The sequence below is a fragment of the Streptomyces sp. NPDC001219 genome, from assembly GCF_053597915.1.
The window spans coordinates 83,821-110,502 of the sequence record NZ_JBSFJF010000004.1; the positions used below are offsets into that span (position 1 = coordinate 83,821).

Genomic DNA, 26,682 nt, shown 5'->3' on the forward strand with positions numbered 1-26,682 from the left:
GTCCAACCGCCCTGTCAGGGCCGTCCAACGGTGCCGCTCAGAAGCCGGTGGTCTCCACCGACGCCGCACCGGCGAGCTGGCCGACGGGCAGGCTCGACGCGACGGACTCGGCGGTGCCGACGACGTTGCCGACGCTCACGGCGGCACCGTGCCCGGCGACCTCGACACCGGCGCTGGCGAGCCCACCGGCGATGCCGTCCAGCTCGCTGTCGGCGATCTCGCAGGTGTTGATCTCAGAGGTGAAGCCGTGGCGCATGGCGTGCCCTTCCTTCAGAGCTATGGGTTTTCGAACTCATGTGACCGAATTGCGGACAACCCGAATCCGGTCGTGACGGGGCCATTCCGCGCCGGAAATGTGACGCATTGATGACGGTCCGTCGGCACACAGAATGCAATCACGCGACAGCGCTGCACGGCAACTTCCCGGGCGTTTTTTCACCAGACTGAAATATGGCGCCACAATCGCCCTGACCTGCAAGTTTGCTTGCTTCTTGAGGGTGAAGAGACCGTGCGGCGGCTATCGGGAAACTATCCCTGGAAAGTCCTGCATGAGGCCCCGGCGGGTATATCTGTGGGAACCGTCCATCGAATCCTTGGTGAGTGCGATGGGGCGACATGTCTGCCTTCCCGGCTTTCCTCTCCATCGGGGGTATCACTGCCGCCTGGTCCGGAAACGATGTGCTGTGAAGCGGGAAAGGGCTTGCGGGTGGCGGGTCCGTATTCCGGGGGATTGCCCTGGGGGAGCGGAACCGGGCGGACGGCTTGGCCACTCCGGTTCCGCTCCCCGGGGCCCGTCCGGATGGCTCTCCGACCGCATCAGGGTGAATACCCGTTATCCCGTCACCGGGGGCCGGTAAGGAAGCTGCGACACCCAAGGGGGGCCGAAGCAAAGGAGTACGCCACGATGCGTACCAGACTGGCCGCCGGCGTCGTCGGCGCCGCAGCCCTGCTGACGCTCTTCGGCGGCACCGTCGCCGCGGCCGACGGCAAGGACCATGTCGCACAGGCGACGGACACCCCCGGGCAGATGCACGACAGCTCGCCGTGGATGCACGACAGCCCGCGGCGGATGAACGACCGGCCGGGCCGGCTGCACGACCGCCGCGAAGGGCGCTACGACCGCCGTGAGGGCCGCTACGAGCGCCCCGGGAGCTTCCGGGACAACCCGCTGCGGCTGACCACCTGCGCCCTCGGCACGGCGCTGGGCTCGCTCACGGGCAACTCGGAGGACTGCCTGGGCGACCGGTTGGGCCGCGGTTCCCGCGACTGACGGCGCTCCCGCGACCGACGCCCGGCAGCGAAGCCCGTCACCGCTGAGGGCTTCCCTGCCGGGCGTCCGCCGGCCCCCGCGGCTCCGCCCGCCCCACCACCATCCCCGCCCGGTCGATACAGATGACGTCGACCGCGACCGGTGCGCCGCGCAGCACGGCCAGCGCCTCGTCCCGCGCCGTCGCCGCCACCAGATCCCCCAGCGGGACTCCCGCCGCGGCGCACAACTGGAGTGCCGCCAGGCCCGTGTTGGCCTCCGCGACCGCGCCCGCCAGCGCCTCGTCCGCCCCGCCCCGCCGGGCCAGCTCCGCCAGGAACCCCTTGTCCACCTGGGACCGCGCCGAGTGCAGATCCAGATGCCCCGCCGCCAGCTTGGACAGCTTGGCGAAACCGCCGCAGACGGTGAGCCGCTCCACGGGATGACGCCGGATGTACTTCAGCACCGCCCCCGCGAAGTCGCCCATGTCCAGCAGCGCGTCCTCGGGCAGATGGTGCAGGGCGACGGCCACCTTCTCGGACGTCGAGCCCGTACACCCGGCCACGTGCCGCCGGCCCGCCGCCCGCGCCACGTCCACGCCCCGCCGGATGGAGTCGATCCAGGCCGAGCAGGAGTACGGCACCACGATCCCGGTGGTCCCCAGGATCGACAGCCCGCCCAGAATGCCCAGCCGCGGATTCCATGTGCTCCGGGCGATCTCCTCGCCGTGATCGACCGAGATCTCCACCTCGACATCGGCCGCCGCGCCCGCACCGCCGCCGTACCGCGCCGCGACCTGCGCCAGATGCTCCCGCATCAGCTGCCGCGGCACGGGGTTGATCGCCGGTTCCCCCACCTCCAGCGGCAGACCGGGCCGCGTCACCGTCCCGACGCCCGGCCCGGCCCTGAAGACGACGCCCGACCCGGCGGGCAGCGCCCGCACGGTGGCCCGGACGAGCGCCCCGTGGGTGACGTCCGGGTCGTCGCCCGCGTCCTTGACGACACCCGCCATGGCGGCCGTCCGCCCCGGCGCCAGCTCCTCCACCGCGAGGGCGAAGGAGGGCGTCTGCCCCTTCGGCAGCGTGATCGTCACCGGATCGGGGAACGCGCCGCTCAGCAGCGCCGTGTACGCGGCCGTGCTCGCCGCCGTCGCACAGGCACCGGTGGTCCAGCCGAGCCGCAGCCCGGTGTGCGCGAGCTGCGCGCTGCGCCCGCCCGCGGCCTTGCCCGTACCCTGCGGCCCCGTACCCTGCGGTTGCGCTTCAGCCACGGAGGAACCCACATCCCATGCCCGACGCAGCCCGCCCACCACGCCATGTACTGATCCTCGGCGGTACGACGGAGGCCCGTCGCCTGGCCGCCGCCCTGGTGCCGGAGTCCGCCGGGGCAGCGGAGTCCGCCGGGGCGCCGGGGCCCGCGCTGCGGGTGACCAGCTCGCTCGCCGGCCGGGTCGCCGCGCCGCGGCTGCCCGTAGGGGAGGTGCGCATCGGCGGGTTCGGCGGCCCCGAGGGCCTCGCCCGCTGGCTGCGCGAGCACGCGGTGGACGCGCTCATCGACGCCACCCATCCTTTCGCCGGCACGATCAGTCACCATGCGGCGCTGGCCGCCGCCACCGCCCATGTTCCCCTGCTCGTCGTCCGCCGGCCCGGCTGGGTGCCGGGCCCCGGCGACACCTGGCACCAGGTCACCTCCCTGGACGAGGCCGCCGCGGCCCTCCCCGCCCTGGGCAGCCGCATCTTCCTCACCACGGGACGCATGGGCCTCTCGCACTTCGCCCACCTCACCGACCCCTGGTTCCTGGTCCGCTCCGTCGACGCCCCCGAGCCTCCGTACCCGCCCCGTATGGAGGTGCTCCTCGACCGGGGCCCCTTCACCGTGGAGGGCGAGCGCGCGCTGCTCCGGACCCACCGCATCGACGTCCTCGTGACGAAGGACAGCGGCGCCGCCGCGACCGCCGCCAAGCTGACGGCGGCGCGGGAGGCGGGGGTGCCGGTGGTGGTCGTACGGCGCCCGCCGGTGCCCGGCGGAGTGCCGGTGGCGGCTGATCCGGACGCGGCGGTGAACTGGCTCCGCGAGGTATTCAGCGAGGCCGGTTCACACTGAGCCGATTGGCTTCCCGGACCCTTTCCACTAATTCTTCCCGCCGCTTTGCGGATTCCTCTTGTTCCTCCTCGCTTCCGGTGTCCGGGACGGTGTCGCGGGCGGCGGGCGAGCCGGTCGTCTCCTCGCTCACGGGGCACCCGCCCCCACCGCTCGCGCGAGCTGCCGGGCCAGCTGTGGCGTACATCGCCCGAGGTCCACCAAGGGACGCGGGAAGTCCCCCGCCAGCGACACCCCGTCCAGAGCCAGCGACGGCAGGGTGATGCCCGCCCCCTTCAGCGCCGCCCGCAGCTCGTCCCGAGCCTGCTCGGCTTCCCTGATCCTCCCGGCCGCCGGAGAGCGCTCCGCCAATCCCATTTCTCTGCTCCGTTCGAGTCCTGACTGGGCTGTCAATGCCCTTTCCCCGTCCTAGAGTTGTCACTCCGCTCCGCTCTCGAAAGGGAGACGGCGTTGTCGTCCGCACGGGCAACAGGGGGTAGGGAAAATGCTCGAAAAGAATTCCGAGGAGGACGAGGGTTCGGCCCGCTGGGTCCTCGCCTGCGAACTCGGCCGCCTCCGCGAGGCCTCCGGCAGATCCCTGGCCCAACTGGCCGAAGAGGCCAACTACGACCGCACCTACCTCCACCGCCTGGAAACCGGCGAACGCTTCTCCAAGCTCCCGGTCATGGAGGTCCTGGACCGGATCTATGGCACGGGCGGCCTGCTGGTACGGCTGTGGGGGCTGGCGCGGCTGGACGGCTTCGCGGACCGCTACAAGCTGTTCATGAAGTACGAGGCGAAGGCCACGATCATGCACAAGTACATGCTGGGGATTCCGGGCCTGCTGCAAACTGAGGACTACGCCCGGCTCGTGCTCTCCTCAGCGCCGTCACCGATGTGCCCTGATGCGCTGGAGGAGTCCGTGGCGCTCCGCATCGGCAGGCAAGACTTGCTGCGCACTGCGCCGCCGCCCAGTGTCCGAGTGATCCTTGATGAGTCCGCCTTGATGCGCCCTCCGGCTGACGCCGGTGTCTGGGGCGATCAGCTTTCTCACCTGATCAGTGCTTCTGAGCTGCGGAACATCACGGTCCAGGTCCTGCCCTTCGCTGCCGGATTGCACGACCTGATAGGAGGTTCGCTGTCGCTACTGTGGATGGCGGACGGCACGGCTGTTGCCTACCTCGAAGGCAACAAGTCCGGCGACTTGATTGAAGATGCGACCGAAGTTGGTCAACTACGCCTGTCCTACGATCACTTGCGGGATATGGCGCTCACTCCGCCGGACTCCGTCGCGTTTATCAAGCAGCTACTGGAGGACAGCAAACCGTGAAGACGATCCCGAACCTGGCCGCCAGCGCGTGGCGTAAGAGCAGCTACAGCAACGGCGGAGACGCCAACTGCGTCGAGGTCAACGACGGCTTCCCCGGTGCCGTCCCGGTGCGTGACAGCAAGAATCCGACCGGCGGTGTGCTGCTGTTCCCGGCTGCCGCCTGGTCGGACTTCATATCGACCGTGAAAGCGGACCAACTGAGCTGACAGCAACGGAGGGCAGCAAGCCATGAAGACGGTCCTTGATCTGACTGCCATTGCGTGGCGTAAGAGCAGCTACAGCGATGGCGGAGCCGACAACTGCGTCGAGGTCTCCGATGGCTTCCCCGGTGCCGTCCCGGTGCGTGACAGCAAGAATCCGACCGGCGGTGTGCTGCTGTTCCCGGCTGCCGCCTGGTCGGCCTATGTAGCTGCCGTGAAGGAGGGGCGGCTCGGCCGAGCCGCCCCCTAGGGTACGGGTACGTACCCGTACCCTGGGGAAGAGGGAAGGAGCACGATGATGCCCGATGCCAACGTACGCATCCCCGAGGAAGCCAAGGACCGGCTTGCCGCGATCGCGGCCGCCGAGGGTCTGTCTCTGCGTGCCTACCTGGCGCGCCTCGCCGAATCCCTGCTGACCCCGGCTGAGCGTGCAGAGCGCGCGGCAAAGGCGCTCACCGCGCTGAAGAGCTGGAATGGGTACGCCCCCACTTCGGCGCAACAGAAGGACCTGGATGGTGAGCTCGACCGGCGGCTGGCGCAGGTGACCGGCCCGTGACCGATGCGCTGCACATCGTCCTGGACGAGACCGCGATGATCGCGGCCGGACAGGGCAATGTCCTCGCCTCCCGGCTCATCCATCGCGCGCACGCCGAGCCCGGCTGGTACCTCTACGCGCCGGCCTGCGCGCTCGTCGAAGCCGACCGCGCACGGCCCGGTACGGCCGAGCCTCTTGCCTCCCTGCCCGGTATCACCGTCCTGGACCTGGATCTGCCCGCGGCCTTGGCCTTAGCGGGTCAGGAGACGTGGGCTGCTGCCCACAGTCACCACGCGGCCCAGCCCACGCCCGACCGGCCCGACGGCGCGATTGTCGCCACCACCGCCCCGAAGCGCTGGCACGGCGAACCGGTCCGAGTGCTGGATCTCACCGCCTGACCGCACCCCTTCGGCACCTCCCTTCTATGGCTCACCCGGAGCCCCGCCCCCGCCGGGTCGCCGCCACGATGACGAACGTGACGCTGATCAGGAGCGCCCATGAGCCGAACTTCTCCGGGGCGACCGGCTGCCACCCGTGGAGCTGGTGCGGGTAGCGCCAGGCGCCCAGGTAGGTGGCGATGTTCTCGGCCAGCCACAGGAAGAAGCCGATCAGCGCGAAGGACAGGGCCAGCGGCATGCGGTAGCGCGCCTTACCCACGCCGAAGCGGACCCAGGTGCCCGCGGTGACCGCGACGAGCAGGGCGGCGAGGGGCCAGCGCAGGTCGGGCAGCCAGTGGTGGCTGAAGAAGTTCACGTAGATGGCCACGGCGACGGCCGTGGTGGCGCGGGGGCGGTAACGGACCAGTTCCAGGTCCATCAGCGGAGGCGGAACACCAGCGTGAGCAGCAGCCCGTAGACGAGCAGCAGGTCGTATCTGGCCACGGGCAACTGGGGCAGCACGGTGGACAGCGCGACCCCCGAGAGCAGCGCGACCGCGAACGCGCAGCTGCTCGTCTGGAGCCGTGTGAAGATCAGCAGTTGCTGTACGCGGGCCGGAATCGCGTGCATGTGGCGGGAGACGCGGCGGTGCCGGGAGGGGTTGCGAGAAGTGTGGTCCGCGCAGGTCACAGGCCCGGCCGGGGCTCCGGCGTCCGCGCGAGGCGAACGGAGCCCCGGCCCGGCCGCCAGCCTCACCCCTCCGGGTACCTCCGCGGGGTCCAGACGACCTCGGTTCCGTTGTCGCGGCGTACCGCCTGGGTCTGGGACGAGCCCACGAGCAGGAGGGTGCGCATGTCGACCTGGTGGGGGTCGAGGTCGGCGAGGCGGACCGTGCGGACCGATTCCCCGGGGCCGCCGATGTCGCGGGCGAGGATGACGGGGGTGTCGGGGGCGCGGTGCTCCAGGAGGAGTTCGCGGGCCTTGCCGACCTGCCAGGTGCGGCTGCGGGAGCCGGGGTTGTAGAGGGCGAGGGCCAGGTCGGCGCCGGCCGCGGCGTGCAGGCGTTCGGCGATGACCTCCCACGGCTTGAGGCGGTCGGAGAGGGAGATGACCGCGTAGTCGTGACCGAGCGGGGCGCCGGCGCGGGCCGCGGCGGCGTTGGCGGCGGTGACGCCGGGCAGGACCCGTACGGGGATGGCGCGGTAGGGGGCCTGGCAGGCGACCTCCAGGACGGCGGTGGCCATCGCGAAGATGCCCGGGTCGCCGCCGGAGACCACGGCCACCCGGCGGCCGCGCCGGGCCAGGTCGAGGGCGAGTTCGGCGCGCTCGGACTCGACCTTGTTGTCGGAGGCGTGGCGGCGCTGGCCGGGGCGTACCGGGACGCGGTCCAGGTAGGTCGCGTAGCCGACGAGGTCCTCGGCGGCGGCCAGGGCGCCGCGGGACTCGGGGGTCAGCCAGAGCGGGCCGGCCGGGCCGGTGCCGACGACGACGACCTCGCCGGGGGCGGAGGCGGCCTCGTCGGCCGCGGTCGTCGCCGTGGGCGTGGCCGCGCTCGCGTCGACGGCCGTGTCAGCCGTCGCCGTCTCGGTGCCCGCACTCGTCCCCGTGCCGGGCGGCAGGTCCGCGATCCGGCTCGGCAGCACGCTGACGGAGAAGTACGGGACCGTCTCCGCGTCGAGGTCGGCCAGCTTCTCGGTGCGTTCGCCGGACATCGTCGCGCGCTCGACGTAGTGGGCCTCCGGGAGGCGGCCGGAGCGTTCCATGGCGCGGCGGACGGTGGGGAAGGTGCGGCCCAGCTTCATGACGACCGCGGTGTCGGTGGCGGCCAGGCGGGCGGTCAGTTCCTCCTCCGGGAGCGTGCCGGGAAGGATCGTCAGCACCTCGTCGGCCTCGGCGAGCGGCTTGCCCAGGCGGGCCGCTGCGGCGCTGATGGAGGTGACGCCGGGGATGACCTCGGTGGGATAGCGGTGGGCCAGCCGCTTGTGCATGTGCTGGTAGGAGCCGTAGAAGAGCGGGTCGCCCTCGGAGATGACGGCGACGGTGCGGCCGGCGTCGAGGTGCGCGGCGAGGCGGGCCGCTGCGGTCTCGTAGAACTCGTCCAGCGCGCCCCGGTAGCCGCCGGGGTGGTCGGTCGACTCGGTGGTGACCGGGTAGATCAGCGCTTCCTCGATGTGGTCGGCGCGGAGGTGCCGGGCGGCGATGGAACGCGCGATGGACCGTCCGTGCCGGGCGCTGTGGTAGGCGATGACGTCGGCCTCGGCGATGATCTCGACCGCCCGGACCGTCATGAGGGACGGGTCGCCGGGGCCGAGGCCCACACCGTAGAGCCGACCGGTCGGCTGCTGCTCGCTCACGCTCACTCTTCCTCGCTTGCCATGGCGTTGATCGCGGCGGCGGCCATGGCGCTGCCGCCCCGGCGTCCGCGCACCACGAGGTGGTCCAGCTCCGACGGGTGGGCGATCAGGGCGTCCTTCGACTCCGCGGCGCCGATGAAGCCGACGGGTATCCCGATGACGGCGGCGGGGCGGGGCGCGCCCTCCTCGATCATTTCGAGGAACCGGAACAGCGCGGTGGGGGCGTTGCCGAACGCGACCACGGCCCCTTCCATCCGGTCCCGCCACAGCTCCAGGGCGGCGGCGCTGCGGGTCGTCCCCATCGTGGCGGCGAGGTCAGGGACCGACGGGTCGGTGAGGGTGCACAGGACCTCGTTGCCGGCCGGCAGCCGCTTCCGGGTGACGCCGCTGGCCACCATGTTGGCGTCGCAGAGGATCGGCGCACCGGCCTGCAGCGCCGCGCGGCCGCGGGCCACGACCTCGGGGGTGAAGGCCAGATCGCGTACCAGGTCGACCATGCCGCAGGCGTGGATCATCCGGACCGCGACCCGGCTGACGTCGGCGGGCAGGCCGGCGAGGTCCGCCTCGGCGCGGATGGTGGCGAAGGACTGGCGGTAGATCGCCGCACCGTCCTTCTCGTAGTCGAACGCGGTCACTGTGGCCTCGGGGTTGTCGGGTACGGGGCGGTGGTGGAGGTGGGGCATGGAGCTGAGGTGGGGCATGGAGCCGTGGGTCGGGGGCGGTTCATGAGGTGGCGGGGGACGGAGCGGCGGAGGGTGCCGCCGCCGGTGCGGGGTGCGGGGCGGGCGCGGTCTCCGGCCGCACGACCGAGACCCGGTAGCCCTCCGCCGTCGCCAGCACGTCGACCCAGGCGCCGTGCGGATGGCCGCAGCGGCGTTCGCAGCCGGACCAGTACACGGGGAGGTGCCGGAGGGCGGCGTCGTCCGCTCCCGGTTCGCCGGGGCCGGGGCGGGCGGCGGAGACGGGGCCGGGCACGGGGGTGCCCGCCGTGACCGCGGCCGTCGCGTCCGCCCGTACGTCGGTACGGGACTTGGCGCAGCCGGGGCGGCCGGTGCAGGCGCCGATGCGGTGCCAGGGGGAGTCCGGGGCGGTGACCAGCCCGGCGGCGGACAGCTCACGCAGGCGGGCGGGCGCCGTCGCGGCGGACAGTCCCGGGACGACGATGCCGCGCCAGGGCGTGAGGCGGAGCGCGCCCGCACCGTCCTCGGCGGCGAGGGCGGTCAGCAGCCGCCACTGCGCGACCGACAGCCGCCCCAGCGGCGCGAGCACGGAGAGCGCGCGGGCCCCGTCGCGGCCCTCGACGATGCCCGGAGCGGAGGAGTCGGCGGCCGCGGTGTGCGTCCCCGCCGCGGTCCCGGCCACCGGCACCGCCCCGATGCCCGCCGCGTGCAGCCGGTCCGCGACGGTGCGGGCGGTCAGGCCGTGGCCGTCCGGGAGTTCACGTATCCGCCAGGCGCCGCTGCCGCTCGATCCGGCGGCGGTCAGGAAGGCCTCGGCGGCGGTGAGCGCGGCGCGCGGGGCGTCCCGGCCGGCGATCCGCAGCGCGGCCGGATCGTCGCCGACCCGGAGCAGGGCGGTGGCTCCGGACCCGGCCGGGCGGCCGGCGCCGGACGCGTCCTCGTGCGCCGTCGGCGCCCCGGTCCCGGCTGGTTCTGCGACCAAGCTCACATCGCCGCCGAGCGCCGCCACATCGCCCCGTCCGTCGTCCAGGACGAAGAGGAAGCGGCCCGACAGCGCGGTCGCGGACTCGCTCGCGCAGAGCAGTCCGTCCAGCTCACGGGCCCACAACCGCACGTCAGCGGGGGTGTGACGGTCCAGTCCGGCGAGCGGGGAGGCGAGGATGTTGCGGATGCGTTCGTGGCGCTCGGAGGGCAGCAGACCGGCGTCGCGCAGCAGGGCGGCGAGCTGTCCCCCGCAGCCCTCCGGGAGGCCGCGGAGTTCCGCGTTGCCGCGGGAGGTGAGCGAGAGCCGGCCGTCGCCGAGCCGGTCGGCGGCATCGGCCAGCGCCTCTGCCTGACGCACCGTCAAATCCCCGGCGGGCAGTCGCACTCGGGCGAGGTGACCGTCGGCGGCGGAGTGCAGCCGCAGCGCTCCCGGGCAGGCGTCACCGCGGTCCCGTATGGGCGGTTCGGCGCCTTGGGGCCGTAGTGAGGGGGAGGGCGGCATGGCCGCGAGCATACCCACGGAGGCGGGTGGCCCATCCGGGCCGGAGCCGGCCGGGCACCCGACCCGGATTCGGGTACCGGGCACGCGCCCCCGTCGCCGCGGGGCCGGTCCGGAGGCCCGCTTACCTCGCTCGGCCGCAGCCCTTACTATGCAGGTCGGTGGGTCGGACGGCCCACCGACGCCAGCGACGGCGCAGGGCCTTACGGCCTTGGGGAGGAAGCCCGGTGAGAATCCGGCGCGGTCCCGCCACTGTGAGCCCGGCAGACGCCGGGTGAGCCAGGAACTCCTGCCGTCCCTACGACCACCCGGGGCGCGGATACCCCGAGGAAGGCCTGCGCTCGCATGCTTCTGCTGCTGTCGACCTCCGACACCGACCTGCTCAGCGCCCGCGCGGCCACGGGCCCCGTGCCGTACCGGCTCGCCAACCCCGCCCGGCTCGACGTCGCCGAACTCCCCGCGCTGCTGGAGGGCACCGACCTCGTCGTCGTACGCCTCCTCGGCGGCATCCGCGCCTGGGAGGAGGGCCTGGAGGTGCTGCTCGCCGAGGACCAGCACCGGCCGGTCGTCGTGCTCACCGGTGAACAGGCCCCCGACGCCCAGCTCATGGAGCAGTCCACGGTCCCGGTCGGCATCGCGGCCGAGGCGCACGCCTACCTCGCGCACGGCGGCCCCGCCAACCTCGACCAGCTCGCCCGCTTCCTCTCCGACACGGTGCTGCTGACCGGCCACGGCTTCGAGCCGCCGGAGCCCGCCCCGTCCTGGGGCCCGCTGGACTGGGAAGGCCGCAACGAGAGCGGCCCGCTGGTCGCCGTGCTCTACTACCGCGCCCACCACATGAGCGGCAACACCGCCTTCGTACGGACCCTGTGCGAGCAGATCGAGGCGGCCGGCGGGCGGGCCCGGCCGCTGTTCGTCGCCTCCCTCCGGGCCCCCGAGCCGGAGCTGATCGAGGCACTGCGGAGCGCCGACGCCCTGGTCACCACGGTCCTCGCGGCGGGCGGCAGCAAGCCGGCCGACGCCTCCGCCGGGGGCGACGACGAGTCCTGGGACGCGGGCGCGCTGGCCGCCCTGGACGTGCCGATCCTGCAGGCCCTGTGCCTGACCGGGCCGCGCAGCGCCTGGGAGGAGAACGACGAGGGGCTGTCGCCGCTGGACGCCGCCTCGCAGATCGCGGTGCCCGAGTTCGACGGCCGGCTGATCACCGTCCCGTTCTCCTTCAAGGAGGTCGACGAGGACGGTCTGCCGGTCTACGTCGCCGACCCCGAGCGCGCCGCCCGGGTCGCCGGGATCGCCGTCCGGCACGCGCGGCTGCGCCACATCCCGGCCGCGGAGAAGCGCCTCGCGCTGGTGCTGTCCGCCTACCCGACCAAGCACTCCCGGATCGGCAACGCGGTCGGCCTGGACACCCCGGCCAGTGCCGTGGCGCTGCTGCGCCGTCTCCGGGCGGACGGCTACGACTTCGGCGACGAGAGCGCCGAGCCGGTCCCGGGCCTGGAGTCCGGCGACGGTGACGAGCTGATCTACGCCCTCATCGAGGCCGGCGGCCACGACCAGGAGTGGCTCACCGAGGAGCAGCTCGCCCGCAACCCGGTCCGTATCCCGGCCGCCGACTACAAGCGCTGGTACGCCACGCTGCCCAAGGAGCTGCGGGACTCCGTCGAGGAGCACTGGGGGCCGCCGCCCGGCGAGATGTTCGTCGACCGCAGCCGCAACCCCGACGGCGACATCGTGCTGGCCGCGCTGCGCCGCGGCAACCTGCTGGTCCTCATCCAGCCGCCGCGCGGCTTCGGCGAGAACCCGATCGCGATCTACCACGACCCCGATCTGCCGCCCTCGCACCACTACTTGGCGGCGTACCGCTGGATCGCGGCCTCCGCCGAGGACGGCGGCTTCGGCGCGGACGCCATGGTCCACCTGGGCAAGCACGGCAACCTGGAGTGGCTGCCCGGCAAGAACGCCGGCCTGTCCGCGGCCTGCGGCCCGGACGCCGCCCTCGGTGACCTGCCACTCGTCTACCCGTTCCTGGTCAACGACCCGGGCGAGGGCACCCAGGCCAAGCGCCGGGTGCACGCCACTCTCGTCGACCACCTCGTCCCGCCGATGGCCCGCGCCGAGTCCTACGGCGACATCGCGCGCCTGGAGCAGCTCCTCGACGAGTACGCGTCGATCTCCGCGATGGACCCGGCGAAGCTGCCCGCCATCCGCGCCCAGATCTGGACGCTGATCCAGGCCGCCAAGCTCGACCACGACCTGGGGATGGACGAACGCCCCGACGACGACGGCTTCGACGACTTCCTGCTGCACGTCGACGGCTGGCTGTGCGAGGTCAAGGACGCCCAGATCCGCGACGGACTGCACGTCCTGGGCGGTGCGCCGGCCGGCGAGGCACGGGTCAACCTCGTGCTCTCCATCCTGCGCGCCCGCCAGATCTGGGGCGGCACCTCCGCCCTCCCCGGTCTGCGCGAGGCGCTCGGGCTGGACGAGTCCGCGGCGACCCGTACGACCGCCGACGAGGCCGAGGCCACCGCCCGTGCGCTGGTCCAGGTGATGGAGGACGCGGACTGGGACCCGGCCGCGGTGGCCGGGACCGCCGAGGGGCACCCGGCCGCGGTCGCCGACATCCTCGCCTTCGCCGCCCGCGAGGTCGTCCCGCGCCTCGCCGCCACCACCGACGAGATCGACCACGCCGTGCACGCCCTCAACGGCGGCTTCGTCCCGGCCGGTCCCTCCGGCTCCCCGCTCCGCGGCCTGGTCAACGTGCTGCCGACGGGCCGGAACTTCTACTCCGTCGACCCCAAGGCCGTGCCCTCCCGCCTCGCCTGGGAGACCGGACAGGCCCTCGCCGACTCCCTGCTGGCGCGCTACCGCGACGACAACGGCGACTGGCCGCAGTCCGTCGGCCTCTCGCTGTGGGGCACCAGCGCCATGCGGACATCGGGTGACGATGTCGCCGAGGCGCTGGCGCTGCTGGGCGTCCGCCCCCTGTGGGACGACGCCTCGCGCCGGGTCAACGGGCTGGAGCCCATCCCGCTCGCCGAACTCGGCCGCCCCCGTATCGATGTCACGCTGCGCATCTCCGGCTTCTTCCGCGACGCCTTCCCGCACGTCATCGGCCTGCTCGACGACGCCGTACGGCTGGTCGCCGGCCTGGACGAGCCCGCGGAGTCCAACTTCGTCCGCGCCCACGCGCAGGCCGACCTGGCCGAGCACGGCGACGAACGCCGCGCCACCACCCGCATCTTCGGCTCCCGCCCGGGGACGTACGGCGCGGGTCTGCTCCAGCTGATCGACTCCCGCGACTGGCGCACCGACGCCGACCTCGCCGAGGTCTACACGGTCTGGGGCGGCTACGCCTACGGCCGCGGTCTGGAGGGCCGCCCGGCCCGGGACGAGATGGAGACCGCCTACAAGCGCATCGCGGTCGCCGCCAAGAACACTGACACCCGCGAGCACGACATCGCGGACTCCGACGACTACTTCCAGTACCACGGCGGCATGGTCGCCACCGTCAAGGCGCTCAAGGGCAAGGCCCCCGAGGCGTACATCGGTGACTCCACCCGCCCGGAGACGGTCCGCACCCGCAGCCTGGTCGAGGAGACCTCCCGGGTCTTCCGCGCCCGGGTGGTCAACCCCCGCTGGATCGAGGCGATGCGCCGCCACGGCTACAAGGGCGCCTTCGAACTCGCCGCCACCGTGGACTACCTGTTCGGCTACGACGCCACCACGGGTGTGGTCGCCGACTGGATGTACGACAAGCTCGCGCAGACCTACGTCCTGGACCCCGAGAACCGCGCCTTCCTCCAGGAGGCCAACCCCTGGGCCCTGCACGGGATCGCGGAACGCCTCCTGGAGGCCGAGTCCCGCGGGATGTGGGAGAAGCCGGACGCCGAGACGCTGGCGGCGCTGCGCCAGGCCTTCCTGGACACCGAAGGGGAGCTGGAGGGCGAGGACTGATCCGCGGCGGGGCGGGCCGGCCGCGGTCCGCCCCGGCGCCTCCGTCAGGCGGCGTTCGCGGTGATGTCCCCGTTGCTGGTGGTCAGATCCAGCTGGAAGCGGGCCGCCGGGTCCTGGGCGATGCCTATGTGCTCCTCCCCGTTGCCGGTCTCCGCGGAGACCCGGTAGGGGCCCTTCGGCAGCCGCAGCCTGATGGCGCCGTTGGAGGTCTTCGCGCGGAGGTTCTGCGCGGTGGCGGGGGTGAGATCGATCGCCCCGTTGGAGGTCTCGGCCGTGATGCGCGCGCCCGACAGCCCGTGGCCGGTGATCCGGCCGTTGCTGGTCCGGGCGTCGACCGTGCCGGTCACCCCGTCCAGCCGGATGTCCCCCGAGCTGGTGGTCACCTTCACCGGGCCCACCTTGCTCAGCTCCACCGACCCGGACGAGGTCCGCCCGCTCACCGGGATGCCGGCCGGGAGGTCGAGGGTGTAGTCCACGGAGCACTTCCTGCCGCAGCCGGAGAGCACCAGGACACCGTCCTCGACGCGGTGGCCGGCGCCCTGGGGCCGTGCGCCGTGGTACGAGACCGCGCGGTGGACCGCGACCGTGCCGCCGTCCGTGCCGCCCTTGCCGCCGCGCACGGTGAGGCCGCCCGAGCCGCTGTCCAGCCGGACCGACGTGATCTTGCGTGACACCGTGGCGTCGTCCTGGAAGGTCTTCCCCGCCAGCAGCCCGCAGGAGCTGAGCGCGACCGCCCCGATGGCGGCCAGGGCGACGATGCCGGTGAAGCGGACCCGCTGACGCATGAATTCCCCCGGAGAAGTTCGGCAGTTGGCGAGGTGCGGGCCCGTGCCCCGCCTGCTCCCCCGCCATGACGACGTTATGACCGCGAGCGCCGCCGGACCATGAGGAAAACCCCCGGATCGCGGTGCGGTGAGCCCCAGGCCAGCCCCAGGTGCGGCCCGCGGGCGCCGGTGCGAGGATTTTCGTGGGGGCGGTTCCCATGCTGCTCATGCGTGGACGAGGAGGCTTCCGGTGACTGCCACGAAGACATGGAACGCCGAGATCACCATCACCGAGACCGACAGCGAGATCAGGGCCGAGGCCAGGCTGCGGGGCAAGGAAGGCGGCCAGATGGTCGGCCAGGGAGCGGCGCGCTGCAACCCCGCCGACGAGAACGTCCCGGACATCGGCGACGAGCTGGCCGTGGCGCGGGCGATGTCCGACCTCAGCCATCAGCTGCTCCAGCGGGCCGCGCACGACATCGAGGTACACACGGCCCGGCCGGTGGAACGCCTGCGCGCCTGAGGCCTTCCGCACCCGGACGCCGATCCGCGGACCGGGCCGGCGTCCCGTCGGCATGACGCGCTGCGCCCGCCCCGCCCTGCCCGCAGGGACCGACGCCGGTCCCGGCCGTTTATGTAATGGTTGAATGTGTTTGACCCATGACCGCACGCTGGCGGACATGGCACGACTCCCAGATGAGCAGTGTGAACCGTGGTGGTGTCCCGTATGCGGCCTCTCCTCCGAACCCTGCCGACCGGTTTCGGAACACCTCACGTCCGAGGGCATGGTGCGGTACCTGTGGTGCCACACCGGTGGATGGCTCATCGCCCGCTCGGACATCGAGCTGATCCGGGTGAGCCCGGAGGCAGAGCACCACACCGCGGACGGTGGGGTTCCGTGACGCCCGGGAAGGCCACGTGAACCAGCATCACTACGGCCGACTCGGGGCCGTGCTGTCGGCCGACCTGATCAACCTGCCCGAGATGACCGCGGCACGCGTGCAGAGCCTGCTGGAGACGCACGAGATCCGCCGCCCGGCGGTCGCCGACGCCGATGTGGACGGCTTCCGGCGCTGGCGGGACCAACTGGCCCGCGTCTTCGGCACCGCCGACGCCGACGAGCAGTGCTCAGCCGTGAACGCCCTGCTGGTGGCGGCGACCATCCGCCCCTGGGTGACCACCCACGACGGCCTCCAGCCCCATCTGCACTTCGTGCCCGACTCGGCCGACGTGCTCTCCAGGGTCAGGGCGGTCACCGCCGGTGGCCTGGCCTTCGTCCTGTGCTGGGAAGGCGGAGCACGGCTCGGGCGGTGCCTGCGCGCGGAGTGCGCCCGCGCCTATGTGGACACCTCCAGGAACGGGCGGCGGCGCTACTGCACGGCACGCTGCGGAAACACCGAAGCGGTGATGCGCCACCGCTCCCGGCAGCCGGGCGGCGGACGGTAGCGGTTTCGGCAGGACCCGCCCGCCCCGACGTCCGTCCCTCTAGGCCTTGTCCCCAGCGAAGTCCGGTCCGACCGTCAGCGTCAGCGCGCCCGGTGCCGCGTCGGCGGACTCCGTCGCCTTGGTGCCGGGGAGGCGGCCGGTGAGCACCGCGCTCTGGGCCTTGAGGGCTGCCGGGTAGGTGAGCGTGGTCTTGTCCGCCGCCGGGGCGTTGCCGGTGGCGACGACCGAGAAGCCGAGCTTGCGCAGCTGCTCGGCGACGGCCGCGGCCCGGCCGGGGACGCCGGTCCCGTTGAGCACCCGGACCCGCACGGACCGGGCGGTCACCGGGTTCTTGGCGTCCTCGGCGAACTTCTTCTTCGCGGCGGCGCCGACCTCCCGGTCGTGCGCGAGATCGCTGAACAGCCCGCCGGCCTGCGGGTACTGCCACACGACATTGGCCTTGTCGGTGGGGACGTCGGCCTCGCGCGAGTAGTTGGGGACGGTCAGGAAGGTGAGGCGCTTGGTGGGGACTCCCTGGACGGTCGCGGCCAGGTCGTACAGCGGCTTGATCCCGGCCAGGGACTTGTCGGTGGTGATGGACTTGGTGGCCGACTCCAGGAAGTCGTAGAGCTCACCGGGGCTGGTGAGCTTCGACTGGGCCTTCGCGGCCAGCGCCTTCATGAACTCCTGCTGCCGGCCGATGCGCCCGAGGTCGGAGCCGTCGCCGACGCTGTAGCGGGTGCGGACGTAGCCGAGCGCCTTCTCGTCCTGGACGTTCTGACAGCCCGCCTCCATGTCGAGGTGGGCCTTCTTGTCGTGGATGGCGTACTTGGGGCAGACCTCTATGCCGCCGAGGGCGTTGACCATCCCCTTGAAGCCCTGGAAGTCGACCGAGGTGAAGTGGTCGATCCGCAGCCCGGTGTTCTGCTCGACGGTCTTGATGGTGCAGGCCGCGGCCTTGCGGATGTCGCCGGAGTCGCCGCCGATCGAGAACGCCTCGTTGATCTTGAAGTGGTGCGGGGAGGACTTCGAGCCGTTGCCGCGCACGCAGGCGGGGATCTGCACCCAGGAGTCACGCGGGAAGGACACCGCGGTGGCCCACTTACGGTTGGCGGCGATGTGCAGCACCATCAGCGTGTCCGACTGCATGGTGGTGAGGTTCCGGCCGTACTTGGCATTGGCGCCGGCGCGGCTGTCGGAGCCCACGACCAGGATGTTCTTCGAGCCGGGGCTGAGGTTGGCGGGCCGGTCGCCGTCGAGGCCGATGTCCACCCCGCGGATGTTGCCGTCCAGCTTCTGGTAGACCCACGCGCCGACGCCGGCCGTGGCGAGCAGCAGGACGCCGAGCACACCGCCGGTCCAGGCGAGGACGCGGCCCCGTCGGGTCATCCGCAGCTTGCCCGGCTTACCGGAGCCCTCCCCGGTCCGGCGCTCGGAGCCGGCGGGTCTGCGGCGCGACCGGGTGCCGGACGCGCGGGAGCCGCCGGGGCCACGGGAGCCGTCGGCGGATGAGCCGGGTGCGCCGTCGGCGCCCCGTCGGGCCGTCTCCTGGTGCGTCTGCTTGTCATGCACGCCGATGGCCCCTCTGGTCCTTCTGATACGGGTGATGCGGATGCTGCGGTACGGAGGACGCGGTGACTCCGGTGGCTCCGGCGGCCGGCGGGACCGGCGGCGTCGGCAGCGGAGGGCGGATCAGACACCGGCGCCGGGCGGCAGCATGGGCGTGGCGGCGTAACGCCGCGCCTGCGGAACGGTGTTGCCGGGCGGGGTGCACGGCCGCCACCACGGCGCGCCCGTGCCGTCCGGTCACCGGGCGGCGCTCCGGCCCGGTGCCCCACCGCTGTCCGGGTATGCGGCCTCCACCGGCTGACCGGCCCATCGCACCTCCGCCTCCGTGGGCGGGCCGTCCCAGGTCAGGAGTCCGCACCTCGTCGCCATCTCCCCCTCCGGCCACGCCTGTTGCGCAGTTGCGCGCACTCTACCGGGAAGTTCTACAGGGTTGTAGAAGTCGCCTGGTGCGGAGCGTGTGCCGCGCGGTGCGCCGGGTCCGGCCCGGTGAGGTCAAGCATCAGTGTGCACTCAGAGCGGAGTTGCTGCCTTCAGAACGACGAACAGCGCAACCGCTGCGTTGAGCGCGGAGAGCGCGGAGGCGGCCGTGCCCGCCGCGGCGACCAGCGCCGCCAGGCCCGCCGGGGTCAGCGCCGGCGGCCAGTGGCGGGCCGGCGGCACGGGCCCGAGCAGCGCCGCCACCCGGCGCGGCACCGGCCCCGGTTCGGGCGCGGCGAACTGGGACAGCCCCACGGCCGGTGCGGGCCGCGCCACCAGCGCCGCCCGGCCCACCGCACGGGCGGTCAGCCGCCGGTCGCCGACCGCCCGCGCCGCCTCCTCGTCCGCCCAGCGCTCGGTGGCGAAGGCGACCGCGGAACGCAGCGGCAGCAGCAGCGGGTTGACGCAGCCGGCCAGGCGTACGGCGAGCAGGTAGTGATGGTGACGGCAGGTCAGATGGGCCCGCTCATGGGCGAACAGGGCGCGCCGCTCGTCCTCGTCCAGGCTGCGCAGCATGCCGTGGGAGACCACGATCCGGCCGGGCCGCGCCGGACGGCCGGGGCGCGCGGGGGAGCCGGGCACGGCGTAGGCGTACGGAGCGTCGTCCGGCAGCACCGCGGGGCCGGCGCCGGCCGGCAGCGGCTCCAGCGCCCGGTGGGCACGGGCCCGGACCCGGCCGTACCGGCGCAGCGCGGCGCCGCACGCGGTGAGCGCGGCGGCCAGCGCCGGGATGGCGACGGCGCCGACCGCCTCGGCATCCGGGACGGCGGCCCGAACCTGGGGGTCGGACCAGCCGTCGGGCAGCGGGTTGCCGGGCAGTTGGGCGGTGCCGACGACCATCAGCAGCCCCAGGCAGAGGGTGCTGCACAGGCCGAGGACCGCGCCGAGCAGGGTGAGCAGCCGGGTGGTGGCGCGCGGGTGGAGATGCTGTTCCGCGAGCCGGGCGATCGGCAGCGCGGTGAGCGGCAGGACGAGCGGCAGGAACACGAAGACGCCCACCGGTCAGCCTCCGCGGGCTTCGTCCGAGGGGTGGTGGGGGGCCGGTTCCGCGCCGTCGGCGGGGCCGGTGCCGTCGGCCGTGGCGCGGTCGAGGAGCGTGCGCAGCAGCTGCTCGTCGTGGGTGGAGAGCGCGGAGACGAAGCTGGCCAGGACGGCGTCCCGGTCCGGTTCGCCGTCCAGGACGCGGCGCATCCGCAGGGCCGCGAGACCGGCCTCGTCGGCGGCCGGGGTCCAGACATAGGCGCGGCCGGACCGCTCGCGGGTGACGGCCTGCTTGGCGTGCAGCCGGGACAGGATCGTCATCACGGTCGTGTACGCGAGGCCGCCGCCGAGTCGTTCCTGCACCGAGGCGGCGGTGGCCGGGCCCGGCGCCTCGTGCAGCGCGGCCAGCACCTGGGCCTCCAGCTGGCCCTGTCCGCGCCGGCGGACGCGCTCCGGGCCGGAGCCGCCGGCCCCGTCAGGGCCAGGGGTTTCCCCGCCGCCCGGCGCCTCGCCGAAGGACTCGCCGCCCACTGTCGTCGCCTCCCGTCGCGCCGGGTGTCCCGCCGGCCGGGACGTCCGGGCATCTTACTGAGTGGCCGGATCGGGACGGTGGTGCGTCCGGCCCGCGCCCGCGCCTACATTTCCCGGCGCTTTACTTCTACACTCCTGTAGATTTTGAGGCTGACCCGGAACGCAGGCAACACCTGGAGGAAGCCATGGGAGTCTCGCTGGGCAAGGGCGGCAACGTCTCCTTGTCGAAGGAAGCACCCGGACTGACCGCCGTCACCGTCGGGCTCGGCTGGGACGTGCGCACGACCACGGGCGCGGACTACGACCTGGACGCCAGCGCGCTGCTGTGCACCGAGGCGGGCAAGGTCGCCTCGGACGCGCACTTCGTCTTCTACAACAACCTGACCAGCCCCGACGGTTCGGTGCGGCACACCGGCGACAACCTGACCGGCGAGGGCGAGGGCGACGACGAGTCCCTGGAGGTCACGCTGTCGGGAGTGCCCGCCGAGATCGCGAAGATCGTCTTTCCGGTTTCCATCCATGAGGCGGAGGGCCGGGGGCAGAGTTTCGGACAGGTCCGCAACGCGTTCATCCGCGTCGTCAACCAGGCGGACGGGGTGGAGCTGGCCCGCTACGACCTGAGCGAGGACGCCTCGGCCGAGACCGCGATGGTCTTCGGCGAGCTCTACCGGCACGGCCCGGAGTGGAAGTTCCGCGCGGTGGGCCAGGGCTATGCCTCCGGCCTGGCGGGCATCGCGGCCGACTTCGGCGTCAATGTCTGAGACCGGCCCTCCGGGCGGGGAGGGCGGCCGCCGCCCTCCCCGGCCGTCACGGGGGCGAGCACGGCCGTCACCGTCTACAGCCTCGTAGAAAAGGCCTGGTCACAGCGGCCTGACCCCAGGTGAACGGTACATAACCGCCCATAGAGGGATGTGCCGGGCCGGTGCGGGGTACCGTGAAGACACCAAGGGACTCGGGGACCACAACACCGGGCGCGTCCGCCACCGCGGCCCGCCCGAGTGAGGTGAACACCATGCAGACTCTGTGGACCGTGGTCGTGCTGCTGGCGCTGGTGGCGCTGGGGGCCCTGTTCATCGCCCGGGTCAACGCCCAGCAGACCGGGCGGATGCCCACCCACCGGTACGCGGACTGGAGGGAGTCCGTACGCCACCGTAGGGACAAGCGGCCCCAGGGCGAGGCCCACCCCGAGACCCCGGCGGCCGGACCGCCGCCACCTCCCGGCGCGGCGGGAAACGACCGGTGACGTCGACCGCCCGCTCCGTCCCGTCGGCCCGGGACTACGACGGGGCCGCCCCGTTCCCCGACGACGGCACCGCCGCCCCGCCGAGCAGCGGCCGGCGGATGTACGTCACGGTGACCGGCATCATCGTCGTCGCCCCGTTCGTCGGCCTGGCCGTCGGCATCCCCCTCCTGTGGGGCAGCGTCGTCGGCACCACCGACCTCGTGCTGCTGGCCGTCTTCTACGTCATCAGCGGCCTGGGCGTCACCGTCGGCTTCCACCGCGGCCTCACCCACGGCAGTTACACGGCCACCCCCGTGCTGCGGGTCGCGCTCGCCGTCGCCGGGTCGCTCAGCTTCCAGGGCGATGTCATCGACTGGGTCGCCACCCACCGCCGCCACCACGCCTATACGGACCGCCCCGGCGACCCGCACTCCCCCTACCGCTACGGCACCAGCCTGCGCGGCCAGCTGCGCGGCCTCGTCCACTCGCACATCGGCTGGCTCTTCGGCGACGACCCCACCTCGCACCGCCGCTTCGCGCCCGACCTGCTCGCCGACCGGGGTATCCGCGCGGTGGACCGGGCCTTTCCCCTGCTGTGTCTGCTCACGCTCGGCCTGCCGTTCGCGCTGGGCTGGGTGCTCGGCGGCTCCTGGGTCACCGCGCTGACCGCCCTGCTGTGGGCGGGGTTCATCCGGATCGCGCTGCTGCACCACGTCACCTGGAGCGTCAACTCCCTCTGCCACCTCATCGGTGACCGGCCCTTCCGTACCCGGCGCCACGACCGGGCGACCAATCTGTGGCCGCTGGCCCTGCTGTCGTTCGGCGAGAGCTGGCACAACACCCATCACGCCGACCCGACCTGTGCCCGGCACGGTGTCGACCGCGGCCAGCTCGATGTGTCCGCCGCCGTCATCCGCCTCTTCGAACGCCTCGGCTGGGTCCGGGACGTGCGCTGGCCCGACCCCGAACGGTTCGCGGCCCGCCGCCTGAGGAGCACCGCATGACCACCCCCGGGGACCCTCCCCACCCCGGCCGGCACCCCGCGCCGCCGCCCGTCGCCCGTCTGGCCATCGCCCCCCACACCGAGACGGCCCGGCATCTGAACGGCCTCTGGTGGCCGCACTCGACCGACCTGCTGGCCGAACTCCCGGAGCTGCTGGCCGCGTTGCCCTTCGACTGGCCCCGGATCACCCACGCCACGGTGAACGGCGCGGTGTGGGCCGCCCTCCCCTCCCACACCCTCGTCGCCGGCCATGTCGTCCGCCTGCGCAGAACCACCGGTCGCCCCGGCCCGGACACCCTCTGCCTGGTCTCCGCCGGCCACGGCCGCTGGGACCTCCTGCTCATCCCGCCCGGCACCCCCGAGCCCGAGGCCGTCCGCATGATGGCGGAGATGGCCAGCAAAGGGGAGCCGACACCGGCCTGACCAGGGCAGACGCGGCAGATCCCGCCCGTGGCGCGGGCCGCTTCGCCCGGCCCGTGCCGGGGACCCGACGGCACCTCGCCCAGCACCCCCGGAACGGCATCTACTGATCGGCCGACCGGGGGCGCGGCCGGCCCGCGACCGGTCCCCGGCGGTCTCGGCTACTGCGTACGAGTGGTGTTCATCCGAAGAACGCCGCTCCGGGGGCGTCGGTACGTGAATCCGCCCATTACGTACTCATCATAAGAAAACGCAACAGAAGCGGCGCCATCCCAGTGGTGCACCGGAAGCGGCGCGACTGCGGCGAAGCGACAGAGGAAGCACGACGAAGCAGACGGAGCGGATCTCTCGGGGAGATCCCGACCGAAAGTGAGGGGCCATGGCTGCGACCAAGGTCATGAAGTTCTGGGCGGTGTGCCTTGCCGTCCTCGGCAAGCTGCTGGCATCGCTGGGTGTCTCCGCGACGGCGTCGGCCGCCCGCCGGGACGCCGCACTGTACGAGCGGACCCTGGGCAAGGAGAACGCGGGCACCGAGGCACCGGGCGGGCACGCCCCGGAGCCAGGACGCGGCGCCGCGCCGGACCACGATCCACAACCGGACACCCGTGCCATTCCCGCACCGCGCACCGTCCCGCTCCACGGCCAGGCCGGCCCCGCCCGGCGGAGGTCCCCCCGCCCTGAGTTGCCGCCCACGATCAAGCAGCGCATCAGCGCCGAGGCCCACGGCACCTCGCCGGGCATGCGCAGCCGCCTCGCCGTCGGCTCCGACGCGGTGACCGACGCCGGTCACACCCCTCCCGCCGGGACCGCGCCGGCCGCCGGCCAGGACGCGGCGGACGCCCGCTCCGCGGCCATTCCGGCGGCCCGCAACCGCGCGCACACCGCCCGCTACGTCTGAACCGGGCCGCCGCACACACGGTTTGAGGCATGCGCGGCGCACCTGGTCCGCGCGCCGGCACGGACGTGCACCGTACGCGGCGATGAACCCTCGAAGGCGCCGGGACGGACACCGGCCCGCAGCGACGGGCGGCCCGGCACAGCGACAGACGACACAGCAACAGACGGTGCAGACGCAGCAGTTGGGCGGGACCGGCGATTGCGGCGAGCCCCGCAACGGCGGCGAGCCCGGCAACGACGGTGAGCCCGGCAGTCGCGGTGAGCGCGGCAGTCGCGGTGAGCGCGGCAGTTCGCGGCAGTCACGGCGGCGCCGGCGGTGACCCCTTCAGGCACCTTCTCCGGCACTCTTGCCGTCACCCTTTCCGTCACCTTTTCCAGCACCGCAGAACCACCGGCCCGAGTGCCCCGACATACCAGTGGCGCAGCAGCGGCGTATCGGCTTTCGCCGCGTCATGCGCGTTGTTTCTTAGCCTTCTTACCGAGCCCCAGCAGCGCGAACAAGGTCTCCGCGGCGCCGACGATCGCCATTACCAGTCCGGCCTTGTGCAGCGAGACGACCGGGGTTTCCACTTCTTTCGTGGTCAGCCAGAGGACCAGGCCGACGAGTGCCAGAACAATTCCTAAGACAACGCCCTTCATGGGATTCCCTCGTTCCGTGTGATGGTGCCGGAGTCGTTGTACGGACCAGGATTCCGTCCGCCCGGCACCGGTGGATCATCCGCAGGTAGGCACTTTCCGCCCGCGGTCTGCCACTTTCTCTGTACTCCCGCCCGGGTCCGCGGCCGCGCGCCCGGAGCGTTCGCCTGCGTCCCCGCGGGGTTATCCCGTACTGCCGTTCCGGGGCAGCGGGAGCACCGCCCGTACCCGCCAGCGTCCCGGGGTGGTGGGGTCCGGGCCCGCGTCGAGGCTGCCGCCGACCAGGGCGGCCCGCTCGGACATCCCGGTGAGCCCGGTGCCCGCACCGGTGATCAGCTGCTCCAGGGGGCGCTGCCCCGCCCGGCCGTCGGGGCGGGCCAGCGGGCTGTCCACCGAGAGGGTCAGCTGCCCGCCGCCGGTCTCGCAGCGGATCTGCACCTGCCCCGCCGAGGCGTGCTTGAGGACGTTGGTGAGGGCCTCCTGCACGATCCGGTAGGCCGTCACCTCGATCACCGACGTCACCTCGGGGAACCGCTCGGGGAACGCGGTGTGCAGGGTCAGCGCCGCCGCGTCGGCGGCCGGGCGGGCCTGTTCGACCAGCGCTTCCAGCGCGTTCAGCTGCGGCCGGTCCCAGTCGTCGGCCTCCCCCCGGTCGGACCGCAGCAGCACCACCATCCGGCGCATCTCGGCCAGCCCCTGCACGCTGTTCTCCCGGATGACCGAGAGCGCCTGCCGCACCGGATCGTCCTCGGGCGCACCGTCCTTCCCCTGCCGGGCCTCGGTCAGGGAGAGCACGGCGCTGGAGTGGATGGCGATGGCGCTGAGGTGGTTGGCCACCAGATCGTGCAGCTCACGGGCCATCCGGGTGCGTTCGGTCTGGAGGGCGGTCTTGCGGTCCAGCTCGGCCAGCCGGTCGATCTGCGCGGCGCGCTGCCGCTCGGCGTCCGCCCGCTCCTTGTGGTTCCGGATCAGCACCGCCGTCCATACGGGAGAGACGAGCAGCACCGCGATGATGACACCGGTCGTCACGCCCTGGGCGCGGTTGTCGAGGACGACCAGGGCGACGGTGGTCACCAGCGTGACCGCCACACTCCCGAACTGCAGCACCCGGCACAGCCACGGCGCTCCGTACAGGGCCGCCGCGTAGAGCAGGTCCGTGAAGACGAAGAGGGGGGCCAGGGCACCGTCGGCGGTCATCTGCACGGCGACGGTGAGGGTGCCGACGACGAGCGCGGCCACCGGCAGGGTGCTGCGGAAGGCGGTCGCGGTGCACACCACGAGCACCGGCAGCACGGCCTGCCAGAGGGGGACGTCGCCGCCCATGACCGGCGGCCCGCCCACGACGTAGAGGATCAGGCAGCCGGCGAGGAAGCCGACGGCGAGTCTGAGGTCCCGGAGCGGCAGGGGGGCGCGGCGCGCGTGCGTACGGGGGAGAAGGCGTGACCACACACAAGGACGGTACGTCGGCCGGTGGCCCGGACTCCTGCCCCGGGGGCCCGAATTCGGGGCGGTCTCCCCTACATCGAAGGATGTAGCCGGGCCTCGGCGGAAGGGAGGACTCCCCGTCAGCGACGGCCCGTTCCCGGCGCCGTGGCGCACCGCGGTGGGTTTCCCCGCCGTGCGCACCGGAGTTCCTGGGCCCACCCGGGTGAAACCCCCGCATGTCGCGGCTCCCGGACACCGGGTAAACCATATTGCCGGGTTAGTTGGTGCGTGCCCACCGGTCGTGGCGAGTAGCGCGTCACGGCGTTGCCGGAGCACAGCGGAGGAATGCCGTCATGCCGTCGCCCCTCGCCAAACGGTCCGTCGAAATGCTGCTGTCCGTGCTGCTGGTCGTGCTGGGTGTGCTGGGCACGGCCGGCCCGAGTGCCGCGGCGGCCGGCTCGTCCGCCGGCCCGGTGCCGGACTGGGAGCGCATCGCCGCCTGCGAGAGCAACGGCCGCTGGCACATCAACACCGGCAACGGCTACCACGGCGGGCTGCAGATCGACCCCGCCACCTGGCGCGCCTACGGAGGCCGTCGCTACGCCCCGCGCGCCGACCTGGCCACCCGCGACGAGCAGATCGCCATCGGCGAGCGCATCGTCCGGGACCGCGGGCTGTCCGCCTGGCCCAACTGCGCCCGGACCACCGGCGGCGACGACAGCTCGGCCCGTGCCGCGGACCGGAGCACGCCGGACGATCCGGCCCCGCGAGCGGCCCCCAGGACCCGGGGTCTCAGCGCCCAGGGCCACGCCACCGCCCGCAGCTATGTGGTGCAGCCCGGCGACTGTCTCTCCGTCATCGCCCAGCGCACCCACGCCCCGGGCGGCACCAAGGCGCTGTACGACCTGAACAAGGACACCCTCGACCAGGGGCCGGACCACATCTACCCGGGGCAGCGGCTGCGGCTGCGGGGGTGAGACCGGCGCCGGACCCCGCCGCCAGGGGTGCCGGGGAGGGCCGACACGGTGAATCCGCTGATCGGTGCGAGTGAATGCGGGGGACGGGCCGTTGCGCACGCTTGGTGGATGGGG

General features: G+C 73.0%; 28 protein-coding genes, 1 pseudogene and 1 riboswitch. Of the genes and pseudogenes, 16 read left to right on the plus strand and 13 right to left on the minus strand.

What is annotated here, in order from left to right:
- Window positions 1-37: 37 nt before the first annotated feature.
- The gene (locus ACWC9R_RS03835; protein ID WP_450728748.1) at window positions 38-256 is read right to left on the minus strand and encodes a hypothetical protein; all 219 of its coding nucleotides are present in this window, start codon (window positions 254-256) and stop codon (window positions 38-40) included.
- A 648-nt stretch (window positions 257-904) separates the two neighbouring features.
- Between ACWC9R_RS03835 and ACWC9R_RS03840 the strand changes: the two genes are divergently transcribed.
- Window positions 905-1,270, plus strand: a complete 366-nt coding sequence (locus ACWC9R_RS03840) for a hypothetical protein (protein WP_450728750.1) — start codon at window positions 905-907, stop codon at window positions 1,268-1,270.
- A 37-nt stretch (window positions 1,271-1,307) separates the two neighbouring features.
- Here ACWC9R_RS03840 and ACWC9R_RS03845 read toward each other — a convergent pair whose 3' ends face one another.
- A complete protein-coding gene (locus ACWC9R_RS03845; RefSeq protein WP_450728752.1) occupies window positions 1,308-2,516 on the minus strand; it encodes a cobalt-precorrin-5B (C(1))-methyltransferase in 1,209 nt (402 codons plus the stop codon).
- Between the two features lie 17 nt (window positions 2,517-2,533).
- Here ACWC9R_RS03845 and ACWC9R_RS03850 point away from each other — a divergent pair, with 17 nt between their 5' ends.
- Window positions 2,534-3,349: a cobalt-precorrin-6A reductase gene (locus tag ACWC9R_RS03850; RefSeq protein WP_450728754.1), complete on the plus strand. Its 816-nt coding sequence runs from the start codon at window positions 2,534-2,536 to the stop codon at window positions 3,347-3,349.
- A 126-nt stretch (window positions 3,350-3,475) separates the two neighbouring features.
- Here ACWC9R_RS03850 and ACWC9R_RS03855 read toward each other — a convergent pair whose 3' ends face one another.
- Entirely contained in the window at window positions 3,476-3,703 is a 228-nt protein-coding gene (locus tag ACWC9R_RS03855; RefSeq protein WP_450728756.1) for a hypothetical protein, read from the minus strand.
- Between the two features lie 127 nt (window positions 3,704-3,830).
- On the opposite strand from ACWC9R_RS03855, the gene ACWC9R_RS03860 reads away from it, so the two are divergent.
- Genes ACWC9R_RS03860 through ACWC9R_RS03880 form a run of 5 tightly spaced genes read left to right on the plus strand, consistent with a single transcriptional unit; the run spans window position 3,831 to window position 5,788 of the window.
- Window positions 3,831-4,655 carry a helix-turn-helix domain-containing protein gene (locus ACWC9R_RS03860; protein ID WP_450728758.1) on the plus strand — a complete coding sequence of 275 codons (825 nt, stop codon included), beginning with the start codon at window positions 3,831-3,833 and terminating at the stop codon, window positions 4,653-4,655.
- Window positions 4,652-4,861 (plus strand): DUF397 domain-containing protein, encoded by a 210-nt coding sequence (locus tag ACWC9R_RS03865; RefSeq protein WP_450728760.1) that lies wholly within the window; start codon window positions 4,652-4,654, stop codon window positions 4,859-4,861. Before ACWC9R_RS03860 ends, ACWC9R_RS03865 begins: the two co-directional genes overlap by 4 nt.
- 22 nt (window positions 4,862-4,883) lie before the next feature.
- Entirely contained in the window at window positions 4,884-5,105 is a 222-nt protein-coding gene (locus tag ACWC9R_RS03870) for a DUF397 domain-containing protein (protein ID WP_450728762.1), read from the plus strand.
- Between the two features lie 48 nt (window positions 5,106-5,153).
- Window positions 5,154-5,411, plus strand: a complete 258-nt coding sequence (locus ACWC9R_RS03875) for a hypothetical protein (protein WP_450728764.1) — start codon at window positions 5,154-5,156, stop codon at window positions 5,409-5,411.
- Window positions 5,408-5,788 (plus strand): hypothetical protein, encoded by a 381-nt coding sequence (locus ACWC9R_RS03880; RefSeq protein ID WP_450728766.1) that lies wholly within the window; start codon window positions 5,408-5,410, stop codon window positions 5,786-5,788. Before ACWC9R_RS03875 ends, ACWC9R_RS03880 begins: the two co-directional genes overlap by 4 nt.
- Before the next feature lie 31 nt (window positions 5,789-5,819).
- Here ACWC9R_RS03880 and ACWC9R_RS03885 read toward each other — a convergent pair.
- The 4 genes and pseudogenes from ACWC9R_RS03885 to ACWC9R_RS03900 form a co-directional block, all read right to left on the minus strand.
- Window positions 5,820-6,397, minus strand: a pseudogene (locus ACWC9R_RS03885) (DUF817 family protein).
- A gap of 122 nt (window positions 6,398-6,519) precedes the next feature.
- A complete protein-coding gene (locus ACWC9R_RS03890) occupies window positions 6,520-8,121 on the minus strand; it encodes a precorrin-2 C(20)-methyltransferase (RefSeq protein WP_450728768.1) in 1,602 nt (533 codons plus the stop codon).
- 2 nt (window positions 8,122-8,123) lie between these two features.
- Complete coding sequence (locus ACWC9R_RS03895) at window positions 8,124-8,804, minus strand: precorrin-8X methylmutase (RefSeq protein WP_450728874.1); 681 nt, start codon at window positions 8,802-8,804, stop codon at window positions 8,124-8,126.
- 40 nt (window positions 8,805-8,844) lie between these two features.
- Window positions 8,845-10,287 carry a cobalamin biosynthesis protein CobG gene (locus ACWC9R_RS03900; protein ID WP_450728770.1) on the minus strand — a complete coding sequence of 481 codons (1,443 nt, stop codon included), beginning with the start codon at window positions 10,285-10,287 and terminating at the stop codon, window positions 8,845-8,847.
- Between the two features lie 186 nt (window positions 10,288-10,473).
- Window positions 10,474-10,581: riboswitch (cobalamin riboswitch) on the plus strand.
- Window positions 10,582-10,629: 48 nt separating this feature from the next.
- Here ACWC9R_RS03900 and cobN point away from each other — a divergent pair.
- Window positions 10,630-14,241, plus strand: coding sequence for a cobaltochelatase subunit CobN (gene cobN, locus ACWC9R_RS03905; RefSeq protein WP_450728772.1), 3,612 nt, complete (start codon window positions 10,630-10,632; stop codon window positions 14,239-14,241).
- A gap of 44 nt (window positions 14,242-14,285) precedes the next feature.
- Here the strand turns inward: cobN and ACWC9R_RS03910 are convergent, their stop codons facing one another.
- Window positions 14,286-15,026: a DUF4097 family beta strand repeat-containing protein gene (locus tag ACWC9R_RS03910; RefSeq protein ID WP_450728774.1), complete on the minus strand. Its 741-nt coding sequence runs from the start codon at window positions 15,024-15,026 to the stop codon at window positions 14,286-14,288.
- A 229-nt stretch (window positions 15,027-15,255) separates the two neighbouring features.
- Here ACWC9R_RS03910 and ACWC9R_RS03915 point away from each other — a divergent pair, with 229 nt between their 5' ends.
- Together ACWC9R_RS03915 and ACWC9R_RS03920 are read left to right on the plus strand one after the other, a co-directional pair.
- Entirely contained in the window at window positions 15,256-15,528 is a 273-nt protein-coding gene (locus ACWC9R_RS03915) for a DUF1876 domain-containing protein (protein ID WP_362600719.1), read from the plus strand.
- 395 nt (window positions 15,529-15,923) lie between these two features.
- The gene (locus ACWC9R_RS03920) at window positions 15,924-16,451 is read left to right on the plus strand and encodes a CGNR zinc finger domain-containing protein (RefSeq protein ID WP_450728776.1); all 528 of its coding nucleotides are present in this window, start codon (window positions 15,924-15,926) and stop codon (window positions 16,449-16,451) included.
- Window positions 16,452-16,490: 39 nt separating this feature from the next.
- Here ACWC9R_RS03920 and ACWC9R_RS03925 read toward each other — a convergent pair whose 3' ends face one another.
- The 3 genes from ACWC9R_RS03925 to ACWC9R_RS03935 form a co-directional block, all read right to left on the minus strand.
- The gene (locus ACWC9R_RS03925) at window positions 16,491-17,819 is read right to left on the minus strand and encodes an LCP family protein (protein ID WP_450728875.1); all 1,329 of its coding nucleotides are present in this window, start codon (window positions 17,817-17,819) and stop codon (window positions 16,491-16,493) included.
- A 690-nt stretch (window positions 17,820-18,509) separates the two neighbouring features.
- On the minus strand, window positions 18,510-19,475 hold the full coding sequence (locus ACWC9R_RS03930) for a M56 family metallopeptidase (RefSeq protein WP_450728778.1): 966 nt from the start codon (window positions 19,473-19,475) through the stop codon (window positions 18,510-18,512).
- Between the two features lie 3 nt (window positions 19,476-19,478).
- The gene (locus tag ACWC9R_RS03935; protein ID WP_450728780.1) at window positions 19,479-19,988 is read right to left on the minus strand and encodes a BlaI/MecI/CopY family transcriptional regulator; all 510 of its coding nucleotides are present in this window, start codon (window positions 19,986-19,988) and stop codon (window positions 19,479-19,481) included.
- A 185-nt stretch (window positions 19,989-20,173) separates the two neighbouring features.
- Between ACWC9R_RS03935 and ACWC9R_RS03940 the strand changes: the two genes are divergently transcribed.
- The 5 genes from ACWC9R_RS03940 (at window position 20,174) to ACWC9R_RS03960 (ending at window position 23,531) form a co-directional block, all read left to right on the plus strand.
- On the plus strand, window positions 20,174-20,749 hold the full coding sequence (locus tag ACWC9R_RS03940; protein WP_450728782.1) for a TerD family protein: 576 nt from the start codon (window positions 20,174-20,176) through the stop codon (window positions 20,747-20,749).
- 251 nt (window positions 20,750-21,000) lie between these two features.
- A complete protein-coding gene (locus tag ACWC9R_RS03945; RefSeq protein ID WP_450728784.1) occupies window positions 21,001-21,231 on the plus strand; it encodes a hypothetical protein in 231 nt (76 codons plus the stop codon).
- Window positions 21,228-22,214 carry an acyl-CoA desaturase gene (locus ACWC9R_RS03950; protein ID WP_450728786.1) on the plus strand — a complete coding sequence of 329 codons (987 nt, stop codon included), beginning with the start codon at window positions 21,228-21,230 and terminating at the stop codon, window positions 22,212-22,214. The genes ACWC9R_RS03945 and ACWC9R_RS03950 overlap by 4 nt, the downstream gene beginning before the upstream one ends.
- Window positions 22,211-22,636 carry a DUF5994 family protein gene (locus tag ACWC9R_RS03955; protein WP_450728788.1) on the plus strand — a complete coding sequence of 142 codons (426 nt, stop codon included), beginning with the start codon at window positions 22,211-22,213 and terminating at the stop codon, window positions 22,634-22,636. The genes ACWC9R_RS03950 and ACWC9R_RS03955 overlap by 4 nt, the downstream gene beginning before the upstream one ends.
- Before the next feature lie 376 nt (window positions 22,637-23,012).
- Complete coding sequence (locus tag ACWC9R_RS03960; protein WP_450728790.1) at window positions 23,013-23,531, plus strand: DUF6344 domain-containing protein; 519 nt, start codon at window positions 23,013-23,015, stop codon at window positions 23,529-23,531.
- A gap of 449 nt (window positions 23,532-23,980) precedes the next feature.
- Here the strand turns inward: ACWC9R_RS03960 and ACWC9R_RS03965 are convergent, their stop codons facing one another.
- Together ACWC9R_RS03965 and ACWC9R_RS03970 are read right to left on the minus strand one after the other, a co-directional pair.
- Entirely contained in the window at window positions 23,981-24,169 is a 189-nt protein-coding gene (locus tag ACWC9R_RS03965; protein WP_450728792.1) for a DUF5708 family protein, read from the minus strand.
- Between the two features lie 180 nt (window positions 24,170-24,349).
- Window positions 24,350-25,615: a sensor histidine kinase gene (locus tag ACWC9R_RS03970; RefSeq protein WP_450728794.1), complete on the minus strand. Its 1,266-nt coding sequence runs from the start codon at window positions 25,613-25,615 to the stop codon at window positions 24,350-24,352.
- A gap of 329 nt (window positions 25,616-25,944) precedes the next feature.
- Here ACWC9R_RS03970 and ACWC9R_RS03975 point away from each other — a divergent pair, with 329 nt between their 5' ends.
- Window positions 25,945-26,568 (plus strand): transglycosylase family protein, encoded by a 624-nt coding sequence (locus ACWC9R_RS03975; RefSeq protein ID WP_450728796.1) that lies wholly within the window; start codon window positions 25,945-25,947, stop codon window positions 26,566-26,568.
- The last annotated feature ends 114 nt before the right edge of the window (window positions 26,569-26,682 follow it).